Raw genomic sequence first — 26,576 nt, forward strand, 5'->3', positions numbered from 1 at the left:
AAGTGTTCTTTTTTATTTTTTGCAATTCATCTCCCACCTGTAGAGGAAGGAGAATTCTTGCTATATATTATGTTAAAAAATGTGACTGGATCCATGGAAAGGACCTTATCAACAGGAACATAATGGTGATAAAAATTTTATATTTCTCATATTTCAGGAATACTCCCTGAAACGCAGAGTCGTCCCCACCCTGTACTCGCATTTGGATATTGTTCAAACCCGGGCAGGGGCTGGGCACCACGCCTTAAATATGCTTTTACCTTCTCACCCCAGAGAAACGGATCATTTTTCCTGACAATTCCCCATTCCATCATAAGTGCCGCCGCTCCGGTGACGAAGGGCACTGCAAAAGAAGTTCCGGTCATGCCTGAATAACCGCCTCCTGGTACCGGAGCTGTGATATCCACGCCCGGAGCAACAAGATCCGGCTTAAAATACACCAGCTGTTTTCCGCCCCGGCCTGAAAAATCTGCAAATGCATTCAGCCTGGAATCGTATGCTCCTACTGTAATCACCCTGGCCGCTGTTGAAGGGATTGTCAGTGTTTCTTCCGCTGTCGGGCGATAAAATCCGGTCAACGGGTTCAGGATATTTCCGCCAGGAAGCCACAGATTATAATTACCTTCTTTGATGCGTCTGCCACGCAGATACATTTTCCAGATTCCACTTGTAAGATAAGTTCCTGCCGGAATAAACTCGAAATAAATCTCCTGTGTCACCTGAAAAGGCCCCGGCTTCCCGTAGTAGATCAATAAATCTGTCTCCCCTGCACGATATCTCTGCGTGCCGATCTTCTCAGAAAGTCCCGGTAATTTTTCACCGGATGGCGTTTCTATAGAAATCTCAATTTCATCTGCATAGGCTTTCCATAACTGTAAATTTAATGTTGTCTCATAAGGTCCAATACTCATCTCTAGCATTTCTGTCTGTCCCTGCCGGAGTTTTCCGGCTGTATGGATCCTGTCATTTCCGTTATTTCCGGTTCCGACACAGATGACAGAACGCCCTACATTCGCCACATTGCTGATATATGTTTCCAGTAGAGAATCTCCCCGATGTGTTCATTATAACTAGGGGAAAATTACTGTAAAAAAATTTGCAGTCTTTACACTGCCTGTTTTTCTACCGGATAAGGCGACTGATACTTAAATACAATATCAATGCTCTTATCTCCATTCACAACAATTTTTTCAATCAATTCTGTCACAATTTCTCTTGTCACTTCGGATAATGTTCCATACTTGATAAATTTCTCTATCCAGTTTTCATAAGATTCTTCTGCCTCTCCAAAGCTGTCTTTCTCTTGTTCTGCCAACTGAATCTTCGCCCTGATATCTTTATCCTGCTTTTCATATTCTGCCTTATAGGAGAGATATTCTTCTTTATCCAGAACACCATCTACATAATTTTCGTAAGTTTTCTTTTTATACTTTTGGACAGCCGCAAGTTCTTTTTGTAACCGTTCAATCTGCTGGTCTGCTTCTGCACATCGTCTCTGCACCTCCTTCTTCCTATCTGCTACTTTTAATATTTCATCCTTATCACTTTCTTTCAGTGCCAGTTCCGCTTGTCTTTGGATTTCATTTTTTACAATAGAATCCAATACTTCTTTTTTAATGAAATGAGAATAACAAACTGTGTTTCCTTTTTTGTGATAGGTACCGCACTCATAACCGTCCCGACAAGTAACCCTCTGGAAATTATATCCGCAATCTCCACAAACAATAATTCCTGCGTATGGATTTACCTTTCTCACTTCGCTATTAAATCCCGGTGTCCGTGTTCTTTTCTTCATAAGTTCCTGTACCTGCTCAAAAGTATCTTTGCTAATAATTGCTTCGTGCATTCCTTCCACAATATACTGCTGTTCCTCTGGAATATATTGATACTTTTCCACTTTATAGGATATCTTTTCTGATTTATGCTGTACCATAGCCCCTGTATAAACTCTGTTTCGCAAAATTACATTGATCGTAGGATATGCCCAGCCCTTTGCACCCGCTTTTTCTAATGCATTGGCATATTTCAATCCCTGCACCTTTCTCTTATACTCTGACGGTGTCAGAATTCCTTCCTGATTCAGTTTCTTTGCAATACCATCCCTGGAATATCCTTCCAAACTCATATAAAAGATTCTCCGTACCACTTTAGCTGCTTCTTCATCTACAAGAAAATGATGCTTATCTGCCGGATCTTTTACATATCCATATGGGGCAAACCCAGACATAAACTGTCCCCGTTTCTTCTGGGCGGTCAATGCACCTCTGATTTTCTTAGATATATCACGACTATACATATCATTAAACAACGTCTTAAACTGTGCCAATTCTTCATTACTGTGATGAACAGAATCCACGCCATCCAAAATTGCAATATAACGCACACCCAAAGATGGAAAAACACGCTCAATATAGTTACTGGTTTCAATATGTTCACGCCCAAGCCGGGAAATATCTTTCGTAATAACGCCTTGAATTTTCCCTTTGTAGATATCCTCCATCATCCGCTGAAATTCCGGTCTATTCGCAAAATAAAGCCCCGAATAACCGTCATCAATATAAATATCTGCGATTTCCAGATCCTCTGATTTAGTCACATACTCACGAATCAGTTTCATCTGATTTTCAATACTCTCACTAACTTTATTCTCTCCATCATCCTTCGACAGACGACAATATACACCCATCTGATACATCATATCACCCCATCTTTCTCAAGTATTCTATCTGGTGAACTCTCTACTGAAGCAAACTTAAAATATATATCTATTTTCTGCTCTGGATATACATAAATTTTATCAACTAACTCCACAAGCGCTTCTCTGGTAAGCTGCTTTACCGTTATTCTTCTGCGATTAAAGTGCTCCAACCATATCTTTGTTTCATTGACCGCCGCCCGCTGCCTTTGCTCTTCATGGTTCAGTTCTGATAATTCTTTTTGATATTTCTGATTCTCTGTTTCATACATCTGTTTTAATTCCAGATATTCCTCTTTGGAAAGTACTTCATCCATAAACTGTTCATATGCTCGTTTCCGGTATTCCAGATTTCTTTCTATTTTTGCCTGCAATTTTGCAATTTTACCATCCAGTTCCGGCTGTTTCTGTCTGATCTGAGTTTCCAGATTCTTCATATCCATCTTCATCTGTTTCAATTGCTGGTTGATTGCAAATACAACCAGTTCATCCAGCTTTTCAAATGTAATATGATTCAGCTCACAGTAATTCTGCCCCTGCTTCTGATGAAAACCACACATATATCCGTCATAGTCTTTATGAGATGCCAGATAACGTTTTCGCATGGCTGTTTTACATTTCCCACAAAAGAGCAGTCCCACATATTTATGTGGTTCATTGTTTTTATCAAAATAGGAAACTCTGCGCCCCTTTCTTATTTGCTGAACCCTATCAAACTCTTCTTTAGAAATGATTGCCTCATGTGCATCCGGCACCAGCTCCATTTCTTCCAGGGGAATTGCCTTTTTGTATTTCAGCTTATAAGACGGTCTTTCATGTTTCCGAATCACAACCGCCCCAGTGTAGACCGGATGCCGGCAGGATTGTACAAAAGTTCTGTATGAATTGAATTCGGCTTTCGAAAGCCTGATTACATTCTAAAATTATTCTGCACCAATCACATTGAATTGAAATTGACCGCAGATTGAGTTTTTAAGATTCATTTTCTTCCTATACAGTATCAATTCCTATTGTCCAGAACATTTGTTCGTGTTATAATAAAAAGACTTTAAGAATATAAAACACGAAAACCAAAGGAGGGATTTCTGTTGGAACGATGTGATTTTTCTTCTATTAGCACATGCCTAAAAAATCAAATCAGTGAAAGCAATCAGATGAACCAACCTGATTTTTTATACGAATTATTTGAAGATTTTATGAATGATCCGATAAATGAAGATTTTTCTATGGATAATGGTCTAATTTGCCGCTGGATAACCGGACAAGCAAAAATCAGTCCCAAAATAACCTCATATTATGCAAAACCCAGCAATCAGAAAAAACTGGCAACAACCATTCAGCGGAACTTACTTCCCTTAATGGCAGACTGCAACATGGTTATACAGGACATTTACACGTTATTCATACAGGACGATACGATTTCGGATACAAAAAAGCAGGAACTTGTATCTCTATATAAACCTTCTGATTCAAGGCTGTTGTTTTTAGCAAAAGTACTTTCTTTTGGTATGGAACGGCAATTTATTAAACGTGATACAAGAAATCAAAAACTGATTGCAGGAGGTGTTCTATCTCCGATTGTTCTGGATTACATTATGGACAGCGAAGTCCCAAAACCATGCCGTCATTTTCTAGGAAGAGAAGAAGAACTGGATGAACTCCATACTTTGTTTGAAGAGAACCGACATATATTTCTTTATGGAATTGCCGGAATTGGAAAAAGCGAGCTTGCTAAAGCCTATGCAAAGCAATACAGAAAACAGTACACCAATATTCTCTATATGGAATACACCGGTAATCTATATCAAGATATTGTAGACATGGATTTTATTGATGATCCACCAGAAATCAGTGAGCAGGAACGTTTTCAAAGACATAACCGTTTCTTACGCTCTTTGAAATCTGATACACTGCTGATCATAGACAATTTTAATGTCACATCCACACAGGACAGTTGCCTGTCAGTCGTATTAAAATACCGTTGCCGGGTTTTATTTACAACCAGAAGCCAACTGTCTGAATACTGTAGTTTTCAATTAAAAGAACTGAAAGATATACCCACTCTTTTTCAACTGACATCTGTATTTTATTCAGAAGCAGAGGAAAACCGGGCAATCGTAGAAAAAATCATAGAAACTGTACACTACCATACTTTTGCTGTCGAACTGGCAGCCAAACTTCTGGAAAATGGAATTTTAACTCCAGAGCAATTATTGATAAAACTTCAAGAGGAAAAGGCTTCTCTTCATAATGAAGATAAGATTAAAGTAATGAAAGATGGTCAGAGCAAAAAAGCCACCTATTACAACCATATCCATACCCTGTTTTCGTTATACTCCTTATCACGGAAACAGCAGGATATTATGTGCAATATGTGTTTTATGCCTTCATCTGGTATTTCTGCCCGTATATTTTCCAAATGGCTGGAGCTGCCTACTTTAAATGACGTGAATGATCTGATCGAGACAGGTTTTGTACAGTCAAGTCTCCGGCATACTATTTCTCTGCATCCAATGATTCAGGAAATTGCAGTTTCCGAGACCGCACCTTCTGTTACAAGCTGCCACACGTTATTGGATTCTCTGCAAAAAATATGTTTGATGCATGGCATTGAAGTTAGCTATTATAAAAAATTATTTCAAACAGTAGAAAACATCATGCTTTTCATTGAAAAGGACGATATTCCCCAATACCTGTTATTTTTAGAAGATGTTTTTCCATATATGGAGAAGTACCACTATCAAAAGGGTATGAAAAAAATCATCCAGGAACTACAGCATTTTATAAAAGCAAATACTTACGGGACTGCATCTGACCGTGCCTTACTATTGGATTATCAGGCAACTCTGGAACCCAAAACAGAAAAAGCGATAAAATTAGAAAAAGAAGCACTTGCTCAAATAAAAGAAACCACAAAAGAAAATGCCCACCTGGTTTCCAACCTCCATTCCAATCTTGGAGGGCTTTACCGAATCAACGGACAACTTGATCTCGCTAAAAGGCACATGAAAATGGGTATCTCTCTTTTACAACAATACCAGCTTCTTTATACTAATGACAGTATTCCTCAGATTAATAATTATGCTGTCCTCTTAATTGAAATACAAGAACCTGACCTTGCCCTGTCTGCTCTTCAGAAATTAGCACAGATTATCAAAGAATATAATTCAAACCACTGTTTGGATTATGCCCAGGTACAGGAATCCCTTGGAAGTATCTGCCTGATCACTGCAAATATTTCGCAAGCGAAAACCCATTTTAAAAAAGCCTTGAAAATTTATGAGGATATATGGGCAGACGAACCCGAATTGATTGAAGAAAAATATCAAGCAATTCAAGAATTGTATCCACAAGCTGGAATTGCTCTGGCAAAAAGTATTCTTCTCACCAAGCACTAACGGTTCCTACAAACACTTGTAAAATATATTGCCTCAATAATGTAAACGCCTAGTTTTGAGATACACTCCAAGACTAGGCGCTTGTCCATTTCCATTTTTTCTTAGACATGGAGCGTTTACATAAGGATCACTTTTCTTTTTTTGACACTTTTCGCTCCTCCTATCTCAAATTTTTTATAGTCTAGGTATATTGCCTTCATCAATGCCTGAGAACTTGTAAATATGCTCCTCTGCTTGTTCAATCTGCGATACATTACAATCATCTCGTCATCAACCTACTGTTTGATACAATATGTCAAATGCATAGTGGCTCAGTTCTATTAGAAATTTATATCTCTAACTCCGCACCAATTCTAAAATTCCTTTTGAAAGGCGATATACTTTATCAACACTTTCCAGTTCTTTATACTTATGCGTAATAAAAACGATAGTCTTATTTTTTAATTCACTATGTAATAACTCACGTAAAGCTTCATTTGATTCAACATCAAATCCTTCTGTAGCCTCATCCATAAGTAAAATGTCTGCATTTTTCAGCAGAGCCCTAGCTACAGCTATCTTTTGTCTTTCTCCTCCAGAAAGTTTTGCACCATCTTGTCCAATTTTTTGTCCAAATCCATGATCCAATTTTTCAATAAAACCTAAAGCACCACTTTTTCTACATGCTTCAACAACTGCATCTCTTGACGCCTTTCCATCGATATTAACATTCTCCTCTATAGTCCCTTGGAATAGATATGGTCTTTGGCTTATAACCGCAATTCTATTTCTCATATCTTGTATATCCATCAATTCCACAGGAGCTCCATACAATTTTATTATTCCTTTTTGTGGCCGGTAGAATCCCGCCAAAAGGTTCAAAAGTGTTGATTTGCCACTTCCATTTTCTCCTACGATCGCAATTCGTTCCCCTTTTTTTACACATAGTGAAATACCATTTAAAATAGGGTGTCCTGGTTCATAACCAAAGACAAGATTTTTTACTTCAAAAACCATATCCCTATCTTGATAAATTTTCTCAGGTTTCATTTCACATAATTTCATTTCCAATTCTTCCGGTTGTCCCCATAACTCAAAAAGACGTTTTGCCGATGGCTCAATTTGCGCAAAATAATATTTAATGTTTATCAATGCTGAAATTGGATTTACAACATATGCACTATATGTAATAAAAGCAAATGCTCCGCCTATAGTGAATTCTCCTTTTATTATAAAAAGCCCACTTAATATATATAATAACGCATTTACAACCGTGTCTATTACTACAACACTGACAGTACTATATTCATCTAGCATTGCGTTCTTTTTATATGAATCCATCAAATCTTTTTGCAGACCTTCAAATTGAGATTTTTTTACCTGAAACAGATTCCAGAGCTTCATTTCATGAATTCCATTTATACACTCGGCAAACCAACTCATAAACTTTCGTTTATCCTCAATCCACTGTTCAAACACTTCCCGTTTCTTGTTTGCACAATAGGACACTATTATAAATTTCAGTGGAATAATTGCTTCTATCAATATTGCTAATTTCCAGTCTAATAAGGACAGCCCAACTACTCCTCCTATTATTTGGAGAATTGATGATATAGAAAACTGAGTAATCTGATCCACAACAGATGACACATTATCAATATCCATACCAATTGTATTTATAATCTCTGCACTTCCTCTTTCAGCAAAATACTGTATTTTCATCCTATTGATTTTCCAGTAAGTCTTTTTATAGAGAGAATGTGTAAACTGATTATGTACATTTGAAAATAATTTTGTTTGGATTATATTTAACTCTTGCTGGGTTAAAGAAATTATTATTAATATAACAGAAAATAAAAGAATGTATTTCATGTTTTTCTGCAATATACCACAATCTGTTATTTGTCTTATAAGCAGTGGGTGTATAAACGTTATGAATGATGAACCCAAAAGGCAACAGATAATCCCTGGAAAATACTTTTTATATTCACACAACATTTTACAAATTCGATACCATGTTTTCCCATTTTCTCTCATATCCAATTGCCATCCTCACTATTCGTTAAGCAAAATATTGACAAACAAGCTCATATATATCCTCTATATTGTAAGTTATTCCTATTCGATCTTCTGCATACAATTCATACATATTATTTTTACGCACAATATACATATCTATATCTGATGCCTTACTACTTTCAAATATTTCTTCCTCTTGATTCAAAAGAATAATATCAGGTTCATAAGCTATATATACTGTATAAAGGATATCGTTCAATGACTCATTGGAATCGTCATAATATTCTAAAGGAATTACATTTTCATCTAAAGGATTTTTCTGCAGATTTATTGCGTAATAACCGTTCTGACTAAACATCACTTTTAGCTGTATCATTTCCTCGTAATCTAAATCAATACCGGCAATTACCGGTATCTCTATATTGGTTTTATCCCTTATTACATTTTCTAGTATATCCGGATAATCAGATTTATGCGTTGCTATAGTCATCAAAAAGTCCATAACATCATCAAATCCTGCTGTGGGCTTTCTGTTTAAATATGTAGCAATATGTCCAGTGACAACAGGAGCCGCATAACTATTGGCTTGATTTACGATCCCATTCCACGAAAAATTTGCTATAATAGAATTCTCAATATTATAACCTTTTTGTTCTTGAAACAGAATTTGACCATTTCCCAAAAGACCATAACGATCCTGCCTGACACCAAAAACACCTGGATATGCAGCTGGATAAGTCTTTATATTTCTGTTATGATATGCTGCTACTATAATCGCATCAGCATCAAGTAATCTTTTTATTTGAATCCATAAGGGTTTAATATCAAAATAATTGATTGTTCCAAGACTCATGTGAATTAACTTTATTTTATTTTGAATACACCATTCCAAAGCTTCCAGCAAAACTGTGATCTGTGTTGTTCCTGCAGAGTCAGTCACATTCAAGTCCCATAATTCTATATCACTACATATGCTTGTGATAATTCCGACGCATACAGCGCCATGGAATGATTTATCGTCTTTATACTCACTTGGATCGCATTTAGAAGCCAAAAAAGATTTATGAACAATCCTTTGATTCCTGTTATTTCTCATATGATAAGGTATACCGTTATCAATCAATGCGAGCTTAATCATTTGCACTATTCCTATTCTTACCTGTTATATATCCAAGCCAAATATCGCATATTTATTATTCTCATGATAAACCTTGTAATTCTATGGTCAATAAAAATTCAAGTGTCGCTGAACCCTAATATGCTTCTCCAATCACACTGCCATCATAAGCATTGATCACATAAGAAAGCTCCTGTAGAGAATTTCCACCAATACTTTCCCTGACAGTAAAAATCCATGCTGGAACCAACCATGCGTGTTTCGGCTCCTGATAGGCTGTGGTATAAGTATACTGCAATTTTGCGTTTACCACATCATACTCCAGTGCGGTAGTGTCGTTGGCAGACTGGCCTTTTCCGGAATACCAATAAAAAATCTGATCTGTCAGCTTTGCCTGTATTTTTTCAAAAGGCAGAAGCTTTGTATTTTCCGTCACCGTACAGACTTCTTCCGATATCCCATCCCATTTAAAATATTTAATTCCTTCCTCTGTTATCAGAATAGAGATTGTTTCTACCTGGAACGGAGGCACATAACTATCCACTGTTTCTTCCGCAACCACGCCATCAGGAACTGAAGTAATACCCTCTACACTTTTCGAAAAACAATACAGATATCCCGGTAATCCTCTATCCAGATCTCCCTGCCACAAAGCATCACTACCAAGTCCCAGACCATTGCGCTCTGAACATGCGCCATTCGGGAACCACACGGTACGATCAGAATCTACAAGGCCCATTCCATCGATACCTAAATCCTCTAAAACTTGTTCTGCCTGTTCCTTTCCATCTTCCTCTGTAAAGGTGATCTTGTCCATGCACTTTCGATACGCATCTGCCAGTTCATGAAATTTCTCTGTATAGCCGTTGGTATCCATGCCAAAGCTACTGTAATACTCACTCTGCATTTCCTCAGTTTCTATTGTTTCTTCTTCTATAAAATTAGAACCCTCCATCCAGAGAAAACTACTGTCATTGTCAATTTCCTGATTATACCGCTCTGCTTCTATATATGCCTTCCTGTCCTCGCCCACATCTGCAGTAAAATAATCCTCTGTATCTGTGTTTTCCAATTCAGTACTCATCCAACTCCGTGCCGCTTCCACACCGTGATCCTCTGTTTTTTTTTGAAATTTTATCTCCATCTTTTCCGGTGCAGACGCTTCATCCGGTGCAAGCTCCATCCCCTCTCGGGTTGCGTTTTGAATCCCTGCAATCGATGTAGAATATGCTGATTGCAAGTAACTTCCTTCCTTGCTGGAAATCCTGTCTAACACTTCCTGATACGCATCCTTTGTCACCATCTGTGGCATATATAGTTCCTCACCGTCCGTAAAATAATCAATCAATCCATTCAGTTCTTCCTGCGTTAACTCGTGATTTTGCATCTCTATGACTGGAAGATTGCCAATGCTTTGTTCGCCCAACTTAATATCTGCCTGGATAACCACACGGTCGTTGCTTTTCTTTTCTTCAAATTTCCAATGCGTTGGAACATTTGTCTCTCTCTTTTCTCCTTTTTTAAGAGGTTCACAGACAGCCGCCTCGCTAATCCCATCCACTTTGCTGACTACCGAACTCTCCTCTGGTGTTTCCTGACAGCTGGAAAGAATAATACACAACGCACCTACCATAATTGCTAGAACACTTTTTTTCATTTTTCCTCCATATATCTTATAGAATTGTCGCTTTTTCACGAAACTTCAATTATAAACTCTTTAACTTATAAATACCTTCCTGACACTATTAACGTTTTCGTATATTTTTTAGAAACAGACTACCTTATTTATTTTAATGTATAAGGCAGTCTGTTCTATGTACTAGTAACTATAACTTGTTAGTACATTACGCTATTGTCATTACTAATAACCACTCTTGAAGCATCCGCATTATGCTGAGATAACCAAGTCGCAGCACAATATGAACATGGGCAACCACATCCACAAACGCACCCAAAAGACTCAATCGTGTTCCTGTTTTTCTTCATATTTTTGTTGAGTTTCTTCATACGGTTCTCCTCCTTTCTGTTAAAATAATATCAATATTTCCGCTTCATTGGTGCCAAGAGAAACAGATATATGATATTTCATATTATAATTTCCGGATATAGAATAAACTAATTCAAAATGCTACTTTTCGTATGTGATTTAATTTATCGCATATTGTTTGCAAATTAAACTCATCCACTTTTATATCATCCAGCAATTTTATAATCGGCAAATTATATGTATTCTCTAATTCCATTATCACATATATCCAGCACTCTTCTACTACAGGCAAATCCAATAGATTCTGTTCTGAATTTTCTACTTTTATCATTGTGTATTTCAATATCACATTTTTAATTAGCTCTTCCATCCTATCTCCTCACTTATATTACAAAAATATTATTTGCAAGTTCTTCCAAAATTTTCAAAATTTCTTTTTCAATTTTAGTATCATCAAATATATCAAGGACTTGATATTCAGAATTTTCAGGTATCGCTGGTTTTTCATTCATATCCTCCATGGTATAATACCGTATCTTTTTCCATTCATGATCCGCCTTATAAAATTGTCGTGAAAGAATATATTCTTTCACTGGTGTATTATATTTTCTTAGAACAAAATCGCTTATATTTTTTAATACAGTATAATTCAAATCAGTATACCTATACAAAGCCAAAAAGCCTATATCTACATCCAATGCGTTTGAAATAATCAGAGGTAACTCGCCAAAATAATTTGTTTCATATTTTTCAAATTCCGAAACACCACCAGGGCAACCCACAAGAATCACATCGTACTCCTGTTGTTTTACTTTTGTATGTATCCAATGATTTAAAGCAATAATCTTTTCTGGATAAGACATGAATTTTGAATATAGAAAGCCAGGAAGATTTTCCATTCCTAAAAATCCACCGAGAACGTTAGAGCAAAGTGCCAGTACACGATACCCCTGTTTTTCAATCACCTTTTTAATCTTCACTTGCAATTGGAATTTATCGCAATTTTCGCCCAATCCCATGACTGATATTACCGGAATATCTATTTCTTTTTTATTTGGCGAAACAACTTCATCTGACAATTCACTTTCCTGTAATATACATACTTTATCTCTGTCAATTTGAATCTTATCTAGCAGTGCTAAACCAGCATAAATCTTTTTCCCTGAGTCTAATGCCATTTGCACTCTTTTTTGGTATCCGTCATAACTATATCCCATTGTATTTTCTGAAAAAACAATAGCATCAGCTCGAGTAAGACATTCTTCAAATTCTGTACTACAATATATCGAACTCTTCTTTTGTAATAGTTCAAGCCTACTCCTATCTTCTATATAGCTGGATACCGCAACCACCTGATATAATTTGTTTTCTTTCAATCCCTTGATAAGTATTTCTGTGTCATTATTTAATGGAAACACAACTAATTTTTCCATATGCACTCCTTTATTTTAATACTTGCAAATTTTCATTTCCTTTATATCCAAACTCAACAAGTATACACAATTTATATAGCAATAAAAGTGTACTTTCTTTTGAGTTTTCACATTGCTGTAGCAACATATTTTCTGTTAATATCTGATTATCTTTTGGAATTTGCGCCAAACAATATGCACACATTCTCAAATTCCAACATCCTAAACATTTTTCTTTAATCATCTTACCATGGTTAAGTAGGAAACTCATTTTATCAAAATCAAATCCCGAATCCAAACTTCCGATGCACATTTCTGAATCTTCTTCCGAAACTCTTTCACATGGAAAAAATTCACCTTTTGTATCCACAAATAGTCTTCTAACTGCAGGAATGCATGGACCACCATGATGTGTTTTTTTGCCTTCAGCAACATGACTATGTAGCTGTTCATATAATAACTCAATATCTTGCAGTTCTCTTCGCAACAATCGACTTTGTGCATCCCATTTTCGCTTCTCTAATACAGATAAAATCATCTTTATATATGCTAGTCGATGTACTCTGAAATTTTTTTGTGTTATGCGCGACAATGTCTCATCTTTTAAACCAACTGGATTTACATAATTGAAATTCACTGTCCCTGCTTCAAACAGCTCTTCTTCCGAATAAAATCGATATATATTTTCAAGATCTGATGAAGAACTAATAACACAATTAAACAAAACTTTTGAATAGTACTCTTCATTGTAAGCTTTCAGTCTACTCAAATTTTCTAAAATAATGTCAAATGAACCTTTTCCTGTTTTAAATCTTCGATTTATATCGTGACTTTTCTTATCACCATCAAGGCTAATCATAAGATTAAACTCATATTTTACCAAAAATTCTATGACATCTTCTGTCATTAAAGTCCCATTAGTCGTCATAGTAAAAAGAATTTTTTTATCCCCTTTACGTTGTAAAATATAGGAAACACATTTCTTAATCAATTCAAATTCCAGAAGAGGCTCACCCCCATAAAATGATAATGCAAGTTGATCCGCTTTTTCGCTTCTTTTCAAATAAAAGTCTATTGCTTTTTTGGCTGTCTCGAAATCCATCCTATTTGACGTATGGGAACGATTATAGTAGTTTCCAGAATATGCACAATATTTGCATCTCAAATTACACTGCTGAGTTACCTGCAAAATCAGATTGCCCATATAATGTTCTGCCAACAAATGTAAGTTTTCTGTCTCAGGATGCTCAATTTCTTCTATCGCAGTCTCACGCAATAATCCACTTTTCACAAACCGTCTTAACACTCCATCAGGAACCAATTTTGTCTTTTCCACAGTTTTTAATATCTGATATTCTTCATCATTCACCATAACTACAGAATCCAAAGAACGATCATAAAAATATTTCTGCATTGGTGTTTGAATGCATTTAATTAATACCTTTCCCATATTCTTTCCCCCGTATTTTTATTTTATCTGCGTCAGGACACCTGCATCCATCTCACAGATCGTATCGCAGAGCCATTCGATCTCCAGCATGTTATGTGCTGCGATAAGAATAGTCTTCCCTCGTTCCTTTAATCCCCGCAAAAGCTCGCAGACCTCTCCTGCCCCCTGCTTGTCCAGACCATTAAAAGGCTCGTCCAATATCAAAAGCTCCGGATCTTCCATGATTGCCTGTGCGATACCAAGACGTTCACGCATTCCAAGAGAATACTGTCCTACCTTCTTTTTAGACAGAGGATCAAGCCCTAGGGCACGCATCGTCGCCCTCACATCGTCATCGGAAATACGGTGTTTCAGAGACGCCAGTCTCTTTAAATTCGCAAAACCGCTGAGATCCAGAAAGAAGCCAGGGTTTTCAATGATAATGCCTACGGAATCTGGAAAGTCCAGCTCCTTCCCGATCTGTTTTCCCCCTACGAGCACTGTGCCGCTCTCAGGTTGTAAAAATCCACAGATGCATTTAAACATTACGGTTTTCCCTGAACCGTTAAACCCCATAATCCCATGAATCTTCCCTTTTTCAAAATCATGGGTAATGTTCTTTAATACTTTTTCTTTTTGAAAGGATTTTGTCAGTCCCTTCAACCTGATTGCATATTCCATTTTGCCCTCCATTTATTCGTTTGTCTGCGTAAAAGAGAAATTATAGCCCTTAATTCGGACGGCTGACAAGCCGATCAGCGCTATGATTAATATTGCAAATATGAACATGCTCATCCCGATCCCTGGCAGGTAATCATAACCAAAGCTGTGCATGGGAAAGGTAGCTTGGTTCAACGGAGACAGCCAGCCGCAGAACACGTTCGCCCTATATTCCTGACTTTCTGTAAAATGAAACAGTTTCCGGAAAACATCTGGGTTCAGCAGGAGCCCATACAGACTGACTGCAAAAGCACCGATCACCCCTGCCATATTTCCCGCAGCCAGATTTAAAAACAACATGAGAACTGCGATAAAAAGAGTATATAAAAGTACAAGTCCAAACACTATTGCTGCGCACATATAAGGAGTTGAGCTTTCCATTGTTTTTATGGAAACAGGAACGGTTATGCTCTCCCCACCGCCATAGCCCAACATTGCCGCTGTTTCGCTCCACACATTTCCCGTAAAGGAAAAGGGAGCTCCCATAATTCCAAGCATCACAGCCAAAAAAATATTATAGATCACAGTCGCCAGGATCACATAGATAATCTGACCCGCAAGCCATATCTTCCGTTTTGTGCGTACAAGCCAATACGGAGTTGCCTGACTGATAAATGGCATGTCCGCAAAGAGCAGGATTAAAAGCAGGGAGGACAGCATAACAGAGGATGCATCCCCATATGTCCAAATAAACGGCTCGAATACCTGAAGGATTGTCTCATATTTTATCGCATGGGAAATAATCTGATCCGACAGCATCAGACATAATATAGCTGCCAAAATAAAGGTCATCCAGATCCTCGGACTTTTTTTCCATCCATAGAAATTCTGGCCTGCAATCCAAAAAGCCTGTTTAATATCACGCATACCGCAACCTTCTTTCTATTGCGCACATAAAGATCAGTGCCGTTAAAAAACTTCCAACCGCTAATATAGCAATGCAGAAGATATCATTGTAGTAAATAGACGCCGCCCAATAGCGGGGACTCAGAAAGAATGCTTTTTGATAGTAACGCTCCTGAAATACGGTCAGGACATAATAAAGAATAAAAGGAACGGCATAGGACATATAGCGATTTTTTGTTATGACAGCCGACGTACCGCCAATTAGCGCCCAAAAAGCGCCATTTAAAAACAATCTCAGAAAGCTTACCGCCGTTCTGCCCACAAGCACTGCCATCTCATAATTTCCGTCAATCAGAGAAGGATACTGACCGAACCTCAGTATACAGATTACAAGAAGGAACACCATGGCTAAAAAAGCTGTCAAACCTCCGGAGACCAACAATCCTGCTGCTTTTCCTACGAGATACTGTTTTCTCCCTGAACGGATATAACTGAACAGAAAAAAACGACTGTGCAGCTCAGCCTCCGTATTCTCTCCACCCGCAAAAGCAACGGCAATGGGAACAAACAGAAGCATATTAACGCTGTTCATACAATAGGTGTATGCTACGAACCAGCCTGGTCCTTCTGCAGATCCGCCTGCATTTATGATCTTCTGCAACATCTCATGCTCAGACATCAGGGTAGCCGAAACGATTAGAAAAATCCCCAAAATAAAGCGAATGCTTCGAATATTGTTTTTTATGTCCGTTGCCAACACATTTCTCATACGCTTTTCTCCTCACTTCAAACAGCTATAGACTTGATTTTTTTATTTTTATAAAATCCTAGTTTTTTGCAATAATATCACTATTTGTATAAAACTACACTCCTTATCAAACAACAGTTAAGGACTTGCAAAAACTGTTGTTCCTACTGAAAGCATTGCAACAGCTGTAAAAATTGATAATATTTTAAATTTTCTATTATTCTAAGTTCTACAAATACATAAGCCGCCAGTTAAGTACGATTAGTTTTATTATAATTCAATAAATTCCATCCAACTTTCCGCATTTTATTGTACAATTTTACTATTTATATAATAACATGTCAACATTTAATGAACGTTTATAACAAAAAAATGCAGGGCTATAAAAAACTAAAGAAATTGCTCTATTTTACAAAATTATATCCTATTTTTCAATTCCAACTCAATTTTCCCTCAATGTCTTTTTCCTCCAACTTTCGTATGCTTATCTCACAGCAAAGCAGTACCACACCGGTACAGCCTGCTGAATTAATCAATACGAAAATGGAGGTGTTTTTTATGCGAGAACTCAGAAACACAAAAATCATTGCTGTAGATCACGGCTACGGCAACATGAAAACAGCAAATACCGTCACACCAACCGGAATCAAAGCCTATGAAACAGAACCCATCTTCACCGGGAATATTCTGGAATATAACGGCATTTACTACCGGATTGGCGAAGGACACAAAGAATTTATCCCAGATAAAGCTATGGACGAAGAATATTATCTTCTAACTCTCATGGCGATTGCAAGGGAACTGAATGTCTTTTCCATCCGTGAAGCAGACGTTCATCTGGCTGCCGGGCTTCCTCTGACATGGATCAGAAACCAGAGAGAAGATTTCCGTTCCTATCTGCTCCAGAATCCAGAAGTCCATTACCGATTTAACAGCAAAGAGTATCATCTCCGTTTTGTGGGATGCAGCCTTTACCCGCAGGGATATCCGGCTATCGTAAACCGACTTGGAGATTTCAAGGGGACAAATCTTCTTGCAGATATCGGCAACGGAACCATGAACATTCTGTATATCAATAATAAGAAAGCACAGGAAAGCCGGTGCTGGACAGAAAAGTTTGGCGTAAACCAATGCATGATTGCCGCTAAAAACGCTGTTCTGGACAACTTCGGAGTAAAGATTGAAGAATCTACCGTAGAGCAGATTCTGCGGTTTGGAACCGCTGACATTTCAGCGTCTTATCTGGATTGTATTACTGCTGTTGCCAGACAGTATGTCACAGATATTTTTGCCACGCTCCGCAAATATGAATACAATCCTGGCCTGATGCGCCTGTATGTGGTCGGAGGCGGTGGATGCCTGATCCGTAACTTTGGAGCGTATGACAAATCACGAGTTACCATCCTTGATGATATCTGTGCCACTGCCAAAGGTTATGAATCTCTGGCTTATATGAGCCTGAAAAGGAGGGGATAAGCCATGCAGAACCATATCCGCAACACAAACCTGCGATTTAATCTGGACAAAGACCAGCAGCGGAGAGCCTGGGAATATTTACAGACGATGGACAGACAGAATTTTAAATCTTACAGCCAGGTAATCTCCCTTGCACTGGTCGATTATTTTGACCGCTACTACCGCACTCAGGCTGATCCCTATCTGGAAACAAGGGAACGGGAAGAACTTTTTGTGAAACAGATTGTAGAAGCAGTAGAACACAGCCTGAAACAGTCATTGCCGATTTTTCTGTCCGGGCTGACTGCAGGCATGTTGGAAAGGGAATCCCCCATCAGGATGCCCTTTCCAGCTCCTGAAAAAGAACAGCCGGATCGTGATATAGACTGGGATTTTCTTGGAGAATAAACCATTGTGATTGGAGGTGAACACATGACGGACTTTCTGACAGCAGACACAAGCCTGCCATCTTATATGATGTTTCCCCGTTTTCTTCTGGACATGGAAATAAACGAAACTGCCAAAATGCTTTATATGATCCTGCTCGACCGTGCAAGGCTTTCCCAGAAAAATGAGGGCTGGTCAGATACAAATGGTCATGTGTTCCTCTACTTTACGATTGAAGCACTGGCAGAAGTTCTCCACAAAAGCCAGATGACGGTGAAAACTGCTCTGGCAGTACTGGAAAAACAAGAGCTTATCTTCCGAAAACGGCAGGGACCCGGACACCCTAATCGGATCTATGTAAAAATCCCGAAAGAAACCCTCAGCAATACAGACAGAATTCTTTCCTCAAGACAGACAGAAAACTGTCCTATTGACAGACAGGATTCTTTCCCTGATACAGACAGAAAACTGTCCAGTAATAAGAAAGAGATAAAAAAGAACCATTTAACAATAAGAGGGAGTAAAGAGCCACGCTCACCCTATGGAACATTTCAAAATGTTTTTCTGTCAGAGACGGAGCTGGAAAATATCCGGCAGACAATCCCTGACTGGCAGGACTATATGGAACGCTTATCCGGTTATATGGCTTCTACCGGAAAGCAATACCAAAACCATGCAGCTACCATCATCCGTTGGGCAAGACAGGATCATCCTGTTTCCCGGCAACGAAATTATGAAAGTGAGGAATACGAAACATTATGACAACATTTACAGAAAAACCAACAGCTATCACACCAAACAGAGAGCTTCAGTCTGATGAATATTTTAACGAAACAAATCACCTGATCTACTGTTCCAAATGCAATACGCCAAGACAGTGCAGGCATGAATTACAGGGAAAGGTTCTTATTCCTTCCATCCGCTGTAAGTGCCAGCAGGAGATCTTTGAACAGGAGGAAGCCCAGAGAAAACTTCATGAAAAGCAAATGGAAATAGAGCATCTCAAAACCAGCGGCTTACAGGACAAATCACTTTATGACTACACCTTTGCCAAAGATAACGGCAGCAATCCGGAAATGAAACTTGCACACAATTATGTAAGTAACTGGGAAGAGATGAAAGCAAACGCTTCCGGACTTCTCATCTGGGGCGATGTCGGTACTGGAAAATCTTTCTTTGCAGGCTGCATTGCCAATGCCCTTCTGGAAAAAGGCGTCCCGGTACTGATGACCAACTTTTCCCGGATTCTGAATACCCTTACCGGAATGCATTTTGAAGACAGGAATCAGTTCATCCACAGCTTAAACCGCTACAGCCTTCTGATCATTGATGACCTCGGAATTGAACGGAACTCTGACTTTGCACTGGAACAGGTATTCAATGTGATTGACAGCCGTTACCGCAGTAAAAAGCCCCTGATCATAACAACCAATCTCACTTTATCAGAGCTGAATAACGCCGCTGATATCGCACACAAGCGAATTTATGACCGGATTCTGGAGAGATGTGTTCCCATCCGTATCAATAACCGGAATATCCGTCAGGACAATGCAACAGCTAATTTAAAAAAAACGAAAAAAATTCTGTTAGATAATCACACTTCAAACCAGAGTTGAAACAAAGCAGCATCGCACAATAACTATTTTTCACTGACAGTAGTACTACTTTCTTTTCTTATTTATCACCAGAGACATGCCACTGTCAGTTATCTAAAACTATAGTACTAAACCACAAGATTTTAAAACTAAATCGCCCGGATACGGGCATAAAAAGGAGGTGCCAGATATGGCAAATAAAAGAATTATGACACCAGAAGAAAAAGTGCTTTTACAGGCAAAACACAGACTGGAAGAAATCGAAGCAAGAAACCGTAAAAAGGAACGTAATGCCAGAACACGCAGATTGATTCAAGAAGGAGCGATTCTGGAAAGCATTGCTCCACATATTAAAGAAATGGATTTAGATACCCTAAAGCGGGAGCTGATGCTCCGGCTAAGAGGAATGTAAATACACAAGTTCTACTCCCGAAGGGCGCACTTACTCACCACCCGATAAATCGGGCGGTGGTATCCCCTACGGGGCTCGTGCGCTCTGCCGAGGGCTATCCGCTGTTGCAGGCAACATCGAAAGGAGGTGCCAGATATGGCAATTTATCATATGCAAGCCAAGGTCGTCAGCCGTGGTTCCGGGCGGTCTGCTGTCGCTGCATCTGCTTATATGAGCTGTAGCCGCATATACAATGATTACGATGGCATCCAGCATGACTACACCCGAAAACATGGACTGATCTATCAGGAAGTAATGCTTCCCCCTATGGCTCCGCCTAAATGGAAAAACCGGGAGCAACTCTGGAATGCTGTAGAAGCTGCTGAAAAAACAAAAGACAGCCGACTGGCAAGAGAATTTGTTGTCGCACTCCCTATTGAGTTGGATAAAGACAGCAATATTTCTCTTCTTCAGAATTTTATTCAAAAGAATTTTGTAGATATGGGAATGTGTGCCGATTTCGCCATTCACGATACAGATGGTCACAATCCCCATGCACACATTCTACTTACTGTCCGTCCATTAAACGAAAACGGAACATGGCAGTATAAAACCGAAAAAGAATATCTATGCATCAAAGATGGAGAGGAAAAGGGATTTACTGCTTCTGAATTTAAGGATGCTCAGAAAGAGGGCTGGGAAAAACAGTATCGTTATAAAGCTGGGAAAAAGAAAGTATATCTGACTCCCTCGGCAGCACAGGAGAAAGGTTATGAACGTATCGACAAACATCCAAAAAGCACCCGGTATGGCAGACAAAACCCGATTTCCGAACAATGGAACAGTGAGGAACAGCTCTGCCTCTGGAGAGCAAACTGGGCAGATGCCGTAAATAAAATGCTTGCCCTTAATCAGATAAATGCCGCCATTGATCACCGCAGTTTTGCAGCTCAGGGAATCACTGAACAGCCAACCATCCACGAAGGCTACATTGCCCAGAATATGGAAAAGAAAGGCATGATAGCAGACCGGTGTGAAATCAACCGTCGGGTTCGTGCGGATAACAGAATACTACGGGAATTAAAAACACAGATAAAAAAATTGGTTCAAGCTGTCGAAAAATCTATTCCGGTAATTGCAGAAACATTAGAAGCAATCCGCAATCATATGATTTTTACACAATATCATTTACTTCATAATGAAATGCAAAAAGAAGTGATCCATGACTGGATGCAGCATTTTCGTCCTATCCTAAATAAATATGATACCATTAAGAAAAAGCTCAAAGCGAAAGTTACTGAAAAGAAAGAACTAAATGTGCAAAAAAGTAAAACCAGTATTCTAAATCCTTTCCAGCATATAAAGTTAAACCAGCAGCTTACAACCGTAACAGAAGAAATCGAGGAACTGAAATCTGCCAAAGAACAGCTGCTGTTTCAGGCTGAATGCTCCACAGAGAAAGATATGGCGAGCCTTTCCAGAAAATACGACCAGATGGATAAGAATCTGGATATTCTCGATTCTCAGGATATGGCTCTCAAAGAGCAGCTTGAAAAAGATGCTGTCGCTTTCCAAGAGGAAAAACTCCGGCCTAAACCAGAGCAATATACAGAATTACTGGATGCCAGAATCCAGATACGACCTACTTTCCGAGAGAAACTGATTGAGCAGCTCAAAGGTACTTTTGGTGAATATTATGACTATCACTATCGTGATATCGCAACCCATGAAGTGGATGATCTCAATATGGAAGATCCCTATAGCTTCTCTCATCGTACCTGGGAACTTGAATATCAGAGGAAACAGGAATTGCAAAAAAAACATCCTGTTCAATCCAGGCAAAAATCGCACAACACAGAACTATAATGTTTAAACTACTAATATAAAAAATATCCCGTTTTCTCAAAACAGTTATATTGCTTCATCCCAATAATTCACAAACTGCTAACCACCGAGCAAAAGTGAGGCACAAAGTGCGTAAGCATAATTTGATTTCTTTCCGCTTACGCACTCTCTTTTTATCTTGAGCAAAAAATTCCTACTTTGTAAAGCCAACAAATGGGGTTTGGGGGGCTCCCAAAGTGCGTTTGGATATCCAAACGCTATGCTTGCAAAACCAGTTCCACTAATTTCCCTCGATACTCCCTTCTTCTAAAATCAATGATAATTATAACATTGCCAATTTTGTAAAGTAATAATCAACTTAAAATATAGACGACAAACAATAAAACCATGATACTGTTACAAAAAGCAGTAGCATGGTTTCTTTATATTTCATTATAGATTTTCTCTATCTATCATATTTTCTATTGTTTCTGAGAAACAACACTCTTTCAAATCAATACTTTTGTCCATCTTCACAAGATTTGTATATTTCTCATCTGTATAGTGTTTTGATATTACAGCAAATACTTTATATGTAGGCTGTGCTGTTACATCTCTGATGTCCTTTTTCAGCAATGTGTTCGGTACATTTAATTTCGTATTTTTATCTTTTACGAAGCCAATACAACCACATATATTCCCGGCAGCTTTTTCTGTATATAATTTCGGTCCTCGATCTGTAAATTCTCCTATCATTGTTACGTTTTTCTTAATAAGCATCATACGTTCCAATATATCCAATTTTTGCCCCGTAGAGCCATCTTTTGCAAAAACAAAATCATTTTCTGTTAATCGCTTATCCAGGCATTTCTGGTAAAAATGAATTGCAGAAGCTGTCTCTTTTTTATTCAATCGAACTCCTGTCAAATGTAAAAAATTGTATCTATGGAAAACAACTTCATATCCCTGTACAGATGACAAAATCTTATTACTTTCCTGTAATTGCTTATTCACCTCTTTCGGTAAGCCATATAGGAACAAAACCTTCTGATCCTCAAGATGTTCTTTATATAGTTGTGCCGCTTTTGTCATAATCTGAATTGCACGTCTTTTGTCCATAACTTAATCCTTATCCCATAAAATTTAGAGAAGGGAATGTTCACGCCGCAGCACTAAACATTCCCTTCTCATGGTTGATTTTTCCGTTGTCTGCCAACCTCCAGCACCTTCGTCTGGAAAATATCAGGTTTTTCCGTTGCCTGCCAACCTCCGACACCTTCGTTCGGAAAACGTATCAGATTTTAGGTGTCAACCCACCGCTGATGCACAGCTTTTCTAATTACATTTTACACGAACTATGTGGAAAATGCAATTACAATTTTATCTTATGATGCCCTGCTACATTTTATACACTATTTATCTTACATTTCATTCTTGATAAATTATCTCTTTATCCACAATCTCCCTCGCACATACTTGTATATTGTTCATTCTTCCTATCCATTCCAAGACATTTTCCACCTTTAGCTGTTCTGTAATGCCTTGTGCCTGTTTCATCTGTTCTACAAGTCTTTCAAAGCGTTCCTGTGCCTGTTCTTCTATATCAGCCAAATAACCATTCAGCCTGCCGCTTGTAAGCATATTCAGATATAGCAATCTGCGGTATTCCTTCAAATACCGCAAATGTCTTTGTCCCCATACACCGACAACCCTTTGTTCTTCTTCCTTCGGTAAGGTAAGAGCAGGGATAAGATAATCCCCATGTCTGATATAAGTACCGCCCATCTCTTCAAAAATTGTTTTCTTCATTGTCTGTTCTACCTTTCTTATCGTTCTCTATTCATAGATTTTCTTTACGACCGTTCCAATTTTACAGTAACAATAATTCTTCAATTTTCAGTTCACATTGCCCCTCCCGAAGAAGTATGATAGAATAATTCTATTAAATTGAATCGGAGGTGCCACATGGCTATCAGTTCCAACAATATTCAGGTCTATACTACTTTGTCCAAAGAACTGGTTGCTGAGATTGATAAGGATGCAAAAGCGAACTATCGTACACGTTCCCAGCAGATTAACATGATCCTGACCGAGTATTATAAGACTCAAACAACAACCAAACATGAATCCGAGTAAAACACTGAATTGCCTGAAAACACAGGAAATATCAGTGTTTTCTTATGTTTTCCCTTAATTATAAGGTTCATGTGATCCATAATTATTTCCAAAACTGATATTGACAGCAATCGGTCTTCCCATCTTCACTGCCTGTCGTACCAGATAATCAATCCCTTCCATCAGTTCCGTTGTGCGTGGAAATGAATTTTGCCGTGCATTTCCCATCTTCACGACCAGAAAATCGCTTTTGTACGCAAGGCCACGGTTCACCCCATCCGATGCTCTCCCATTTCCCGCCGCGATTCCAAGCACTGCCGTCCCATGTCCGCTGAAATCCCTGGACGGAACAAGACGCCTGCCTTCGGTTTCCCCAAGTGCAAGCGCCTCATCAATTTTATCTTTCGTATATTCAGTTCCTCTTATGTAGCCTTCCGGCGGATTTCCGGGTATACTCTGATCCCACAGTTTTAAGATCCGACTGCTGCCATCCTCATTTCTAAAATCCGGGTGAAAATAATCCACACCAGAATCCACAACCCCAACCAGAATCTCCTCACCTGTCAATCCATCATTTCCTGCCTGCACAGGCAGTATGCAGCTCGCTGCTCTCTCCTCTAAAGTCTCAAAGTAAAGTCTTTTCGGTTTTTCAATAAACTCAATCTGTTCTCTGTTTGAATATGCATCAATCTCTGATTCTGGCAAAGTCACTATCGCATAACCTCCGAGCAGCGACACTACCTCGATCCCCACTCCGGCAAGTCCACTCTCCGGACCGCTGTATTTTACGATCACATCCCACCGTCTGGTCTTCGGATCATATCCCACGTTCAAATTTTCTGATTTTTCCCTTTCCTTCGGTGTAGCATCCATAGACAAATTTAACAGATTATCGACTTTCTGATCTGGCATTGCTGTCTCATTTCTGTTTCTGCATTTATTTCAGTATATGCATTTTCTCTTACCCATAATTATTGAGTAAAGTAAAATTTTACATAGATTTTTCATTACTCTGCATTCGCATTTTACACTCCCTCTCTATAATAAAGATAAATCAAAAAAACAATCACTTTTGATTAAGAAATGAGGGATTACAATGTATAAAACTTTATGGAATCATATTAAAAAACATACAAAGAAACATACTACCGCATCCGTTTTTCTTCCTCTTCTGGTAATCGGATGGACAGTTGCCGGCCTCCTTACAGGTGCACTGATCTGTCCGTTTCTCCAGAATGCCACCACACTTGTCAGAGCAACTGTTATTCTCTGTTCCGGTGGATATGCAGGACTGATCTTTGGATTTTTTGGCGGTATCTTCTATATCTACCGCGGTACTGTAAAAAAATCCACTCACGCGGTTTCCTTTCTCCAGCCAGAACATAATTAAGAACTGCCATTATAGCAGTTCTTTTTTTCTGTCTGTTAATGAAAAAAATTATTGACAGCCTCCCATGCATTTGTTATAGTAGGTGCAATCTGATTTTAGGGAAATCACGTGAGGGAGTAATTTGCACGAAAGAATGTGTGATTTGTCAACATACTGGTATTTTGGGTTGCTGTGAACAAAACGAACAGTAACTGTTTTGTACCTGGCAAATCTTAATGAATGAGACTCATGTATGCAGTAAGGCAGTACATACAGGACTTTTGCGTCTGTACTGTTTTGCTGCATACGTGGGTCTTTTTGTGTGCTCAGATACTTTCTTACGAAAAAAAGAAAAAGGAGAGCTTAACTATGTTAATGTTTATTGAATTGTTTCTACTGGGTATCGGTCTTGCCATGGATGCTTTTGCAGTTTCCGTCTGTAAGGGACTTGGAATGCGCAGGCTCAACAAGAAGCAGACCCTCATCATCGGTCTTTATTTCGGTGGATTTCAGGCATTGATGCCGCTGATCGGCTGGCTCCTCGGCAGTCAGTTCCAGAAATATATCACCAGCATTGATCACTGGATCGCATTTATCCTGCTCGGCTTTATCGGCGGCAAAATGATGATCGAGGCCATCCGGGAATGGAATGAAGAAGAAACCGTCGATGTCATAGATGCACCTCTCGATCACAAAAATATGCTCGTTCTCGCTGTTGCTACCAGCATTGACGCACTTGCCGTCGGTATCACCTTCGCCTTCCTTGATACTCCGATCATAGAAGCAATCACCATCATTGGAATCACGACTATGATTATCTCCATTATCGGAGTTGTTGTCGGAAACTTTTTCGGAAGCAGATACAAAAGTAAAGCTGAGTTTATCGGTGGTCTGATCCTGGTCCTTCTTGGTCTTAAGATTCTTCTTGAACATCTCGGTATTCTTGTTTTCTGATAGTTCCATCACATACAGTCCAGATTCATAACATCGTATGAACAGGACTGTATTTTTTTACGATTATTATTGACATTTCAGGAAAAAGCATTTATTATTATAACATATTTGTTTGGTATGTTTATATGGTTTTTGA

Annotated in this window: 25 protein-coding genes; 10 read left to right on the plus strand and 15 right to left on the minus strand. The window is 38.6% G+C overall.

Annotation, left to right across the window (positions count from 1 at the left end; all coding sequences use genetic code 11):
• Positions 1-146 precede the first annotated feature (146 nt).
• The 3 genes from GT674_RS17780 to GT674_RS08605 form a co-directional block, all read right to left on the minus strand.
• Positions 147-1,019, minus strand: coding sequence for a S8 family serine peptidase (locus GT674_RS17780; RefSeq protein WP_330585507.1), 873 nt, complete (start codon positions 1,017-1,019; stop codon positions 147-149).
• 86 nt (positions 1,020-1,105) lie between these two features.
• Positions 1,106-2,698, minus strand: a complete 1,593-nt coding sequence (locus tag GT674_RS08600) for a recombinase family protein (protein ID WP_005428244.1) — start codon at positions 2,696-2,698, stop codon at positions 1,106-1,108.
• Entirely contained in the window at positions 2,695-3,606 is a 912-nt protein-coding gene (locus tag GT674_RS08605) for a recombinase family protein (RefSeq protein ID WP_330585514.1), read from the minus strand. The genes GT674_RS08600 and GT674_RS08605 overlap by 4 nt, the downstream gene beginning before the upstream one ends.
• Before the next feature lie 243 nt (positions 3,607-3,849).
• Here GT674_RS08605 and GT674_RS08610 point away from each other — a divergent pair, with 243 nt between their 5' ends.
• Positions 3,850-6,093, plus strand: a complete 2,244-nt coding sequence (locus GT674_RS08610) for a tetratricopeptide repeat protein (protein WP_005428247.1) — start codon at positions 3,850-3,852, stop codon at positions 6,091-6,093.
• Positions 6,094-6,429: 336 nt separating this feature from the next.
• On the opposite strand, the gene GT674_RS08615 is transcribed toward GT674_RS08610, so the two are convergent.
• The 9 genes from GT674_RS08615 to GT674_RS08655 form a co-directional block, all read right to left on the minus strand.
• Entirely contained in the window at positions 6,430-8,109 is a 1,680-nt protein-coding gene (locus GT674_RS08615) for an ABC transporter ATP-binding protein (protein WP_005428253.1), read from the minus strand.
• Positions 8,110-8,134: 25 nt separating this feature from the next.
• Positions 8,135-9,229, minus strand: a complete 1,095-nt coding sequence (locus GT674_RS08620) for a S8 family serine peptidase (protein WP_009245400.1) — start codon at positions 9,227-9,229, stop codon at positions 8,135-8,137.
• Positions 9,230-9,344: 115 nt separating this feature from the next.
• Complete coding sequence (locus tag GT674_RS08625) at positions 9,345-10,865, minus strand: DUF6034 family protein (RefSeq protein WP_005428257.1); 1,521 nt, start codon at positions 10,863-10,865, stop codon at positions 9,345-9,347.
• 463 nt (positions 10,866-11,328) lie between these two features.
• Positions 11,329-11,565, minus strand: a complete 237-nt coding sequence (locus GT674_RS08630; protein ID WP_005428259.1) for a hypothetical protein — start codon at positions 11,563-11,565, stop codon at positions 11,329-11,331.
• Between the two features lie 13 nt (positions 11,566-11,578).
• Complete coding sequence (locus tag GT674_RS08635; RefSeq protein WP_005428260.1) at positions 11,579-12,628, minus strand: TIGR04066 family peptide maturation system protein; 1,050 nt, start codon at positions 12,626-12,628, stop codon at positions 11,579-11,581.
• A 10-nt stretch (positions 12,629-12,638) separates the two neighbouring features.
• The gene (ccpM, locus tag GT674_RS08640; protein ID WP_009245406.1) at positions 12,639-14,057 is read right to left on the minus strand and encodes a Cys-rich peptide radical SAM maturase CcpM; all 1,419 of its coding nucleotides are present in this window, start codon (positions 14,055-14,057) and stop codon (positions 12,639-12,641) included.
• 18 nt (positions 14,058-14,075) lie between these two features.
• Positions 14,076-14,717, minus strand: coding sequence for an ABC transporter ATP-binding protein (locus tag GT674_RS08645; protein ID WP_009245407.1), 642 nt, complete (start codon positions 14,715-14,717; stop codon positions 14,076-14,078).
• A 12-nt stretch (positions 14,718-14,729) separates the two neighbouring features.
• The gene (locus GT674_RS08650) at positions 14,730-15,623 is read right to left on the minus strand and encodes a hypothetical protein (protein WP_005428264.1); all 894 of its coding nucleotides are present in this window, start codon (positions 15,621-15,623) and stop codon (positions 14,730-14,732) included.
• Complete coding sequence (locus GT674_RS08655) at positions 15,616-16,371, minus strand: hypothetical protein (RefSeq protein ID WP_005428267.1); 756 nt, start codon at positions 16,369-16,371, stop codon at positions 15,616-15,618. The genes GT674_RS08650 and GT674_RS08655 overlap by 8 nt, the downstream gene beginning before the upstream one ends.
• A gap of 537 nt (positions 16,372-16,908) precedes the next feature.
• On the opposite strand from GT674_RS08655, the gene GT674_RS08660 reads away from it, so the two are divergent.
• From GT674_RS08660 to mobQ, 6 genes are all read left to right on the plus strand, one after another.
• On the plus strand, positions 16,909-17,826 hold the full coding sequence (locus GT674_RS08660; RefSeq protein WP_009245410.1) for a ParM/StbA family protein: 918 nt from the start codon (positions 16,909-16,911) through the stop codon (positions 17,824-17,826).
• Between the two features lie 3 nt (positions 17,827-17,829).
• Positions 17,830-18,213, plus strand: coding sequence for a hypothetical protein (locus GT674_RS08665; RefSeq protein ID WP_005428271.1), 384 nt, complete (start codon positions 17,830-17,832; stop codon positions 18,211-18,213).
• 24 nt (positions 18,214-18,237) lie between these two features.
• Complete coding sequence (locus GT674_RS08670) at positions 18,238-18,954, plus strand: replication initiator protein A (protein WP_005428274.1); 717 nt, start codon at positions 18,238-18,240, stop codon at positions 18,952-18,954.
• A complete protein-coding gene (locus tag GT674_RS08675) occupies positions 18,951-19,808 on the plus strand; it encodes an ATP-binding protein (RefSeq protein WP_005428275.1) in 858 nt (285 codons plus the stop codon). The genes GT674_RS08670 and GT674_RS08675 overlap by 4 nt, the downstream gene beginning before the upstream one ends.
• 169 nt (positions 19,809-19,977) lie before the next feature.
• Positions 19,978-20,199 (plus strand): hypothetical protein, encoded by a 222-nt coding sequence (locus GT674_RS08680; protein ID WP_005428277.1) that lies wholly within the window; start codon positions 19,978-19,980, stop codon positions 20,197-20,199.
• 135 nt (positions 20,200-20,334) lie between these two features.
• Complete coding sequence (mobQ, locus tag GT674_RS08685; RefSeq protein WP_023924145.1) at positions 20,335-22,044, plus strand: MobQ family relaxase; 1,710 nt, start codon at positions 20,335-20,337, stop codon at positions 22,042-22,044.
• 411 nt (positions 22,045-22,455) lie between these two features.
• Here the strand turns inward: mobQ and GT674_RS08690 are convergent, their stop codons facing one another.
• Positions 22,456-23,121, minus strand: coding sequence for a PBECR4 domain-containing protein (locus tag GT674_RS08690; protein ID WP_005428282.1), 666 nt, complete (start codon positions 23,119-23,121; stop codon positions 22,456-22,458).
• Positions 23,122-23,430: 309 nt separating this feature from the next.
• Positions 23,431-23,811, minus strand: coding sequence for a TnpV protein (locus GT674_RS08695; RefSeq protein WP_005428283.1), 381 nt, complete (start codon positions 23,809-23,811; stop codon positions 23,431-23,433).
• A 156-nt stretch (positions 23,812-23,967) separates the two neighbouring features.
• Here GT674_RS08695 and GT674_RS17115 point away from each other — a divergent pair, with 156 nt between their 5' ends.
• Complete coding sequence (locus tag GT674_RS17115; protein WP_005428285.1) at positions 23,968-24,138, plus strand: hypothetical protein; 171 nt, start codon at positions 23,968-23,970, stop codon at positions 24,136-24,138.
• A 54-nt stretch (positions 24,139-24,192) separates the two neighbouring features.
• Here GT674_RS17115 and GT674_RS08700 read toward each other — a convergent pair whose 3' ends face one another.
• Positions 24,193-25,029 (minus strand): S8 family serine peptidase, encoded by an 837-nt coding sequence (locus GT674_RS08700; protein WP_161285314.1) that lies wholly within the window; start codon positions 25,027-25,029, stop codon positions 24,193-24,195.
• Between the two features lie 184 nt (positions 25,030-25,213).
• On the opposite strand from GT674_RS08700, the gene GT674_RS08705 reads away from it, so the two are divergent.
• Positions 25,214-25,507: a hypothetical protein gene (locus GT674_RS08705; RefSeq protein WP_161285315.1), complete on the plus strand. Its 294-nt coding sequence runs from the start codon at positions 25,214-25,216 to the stop codon at positions 25,505-25,507.
• Between the two features lie 348 nt (positions 25,508-25,855).
• Positions 25,856-26,440, plus strand: coding sequence for a manganese efflux pump MntP (locus GT674_RS08710; RefSeq protein WP_161285316.1), 585 nt, complete (start codon positions 25,856-25,858; stop codon positions 26,438-26,440).
• Positions 26,441-26,576: the final 136 nt, after the last annotated feature.

The sequence above is a fragment of the Blautia sp. BIOML-A1 genome, assembly GCF_009883055.1.
GTDB lineage: Bacteria > Bacillota > Clostridia > Lachnospirales > Lachnospiraceae > Blautia_A.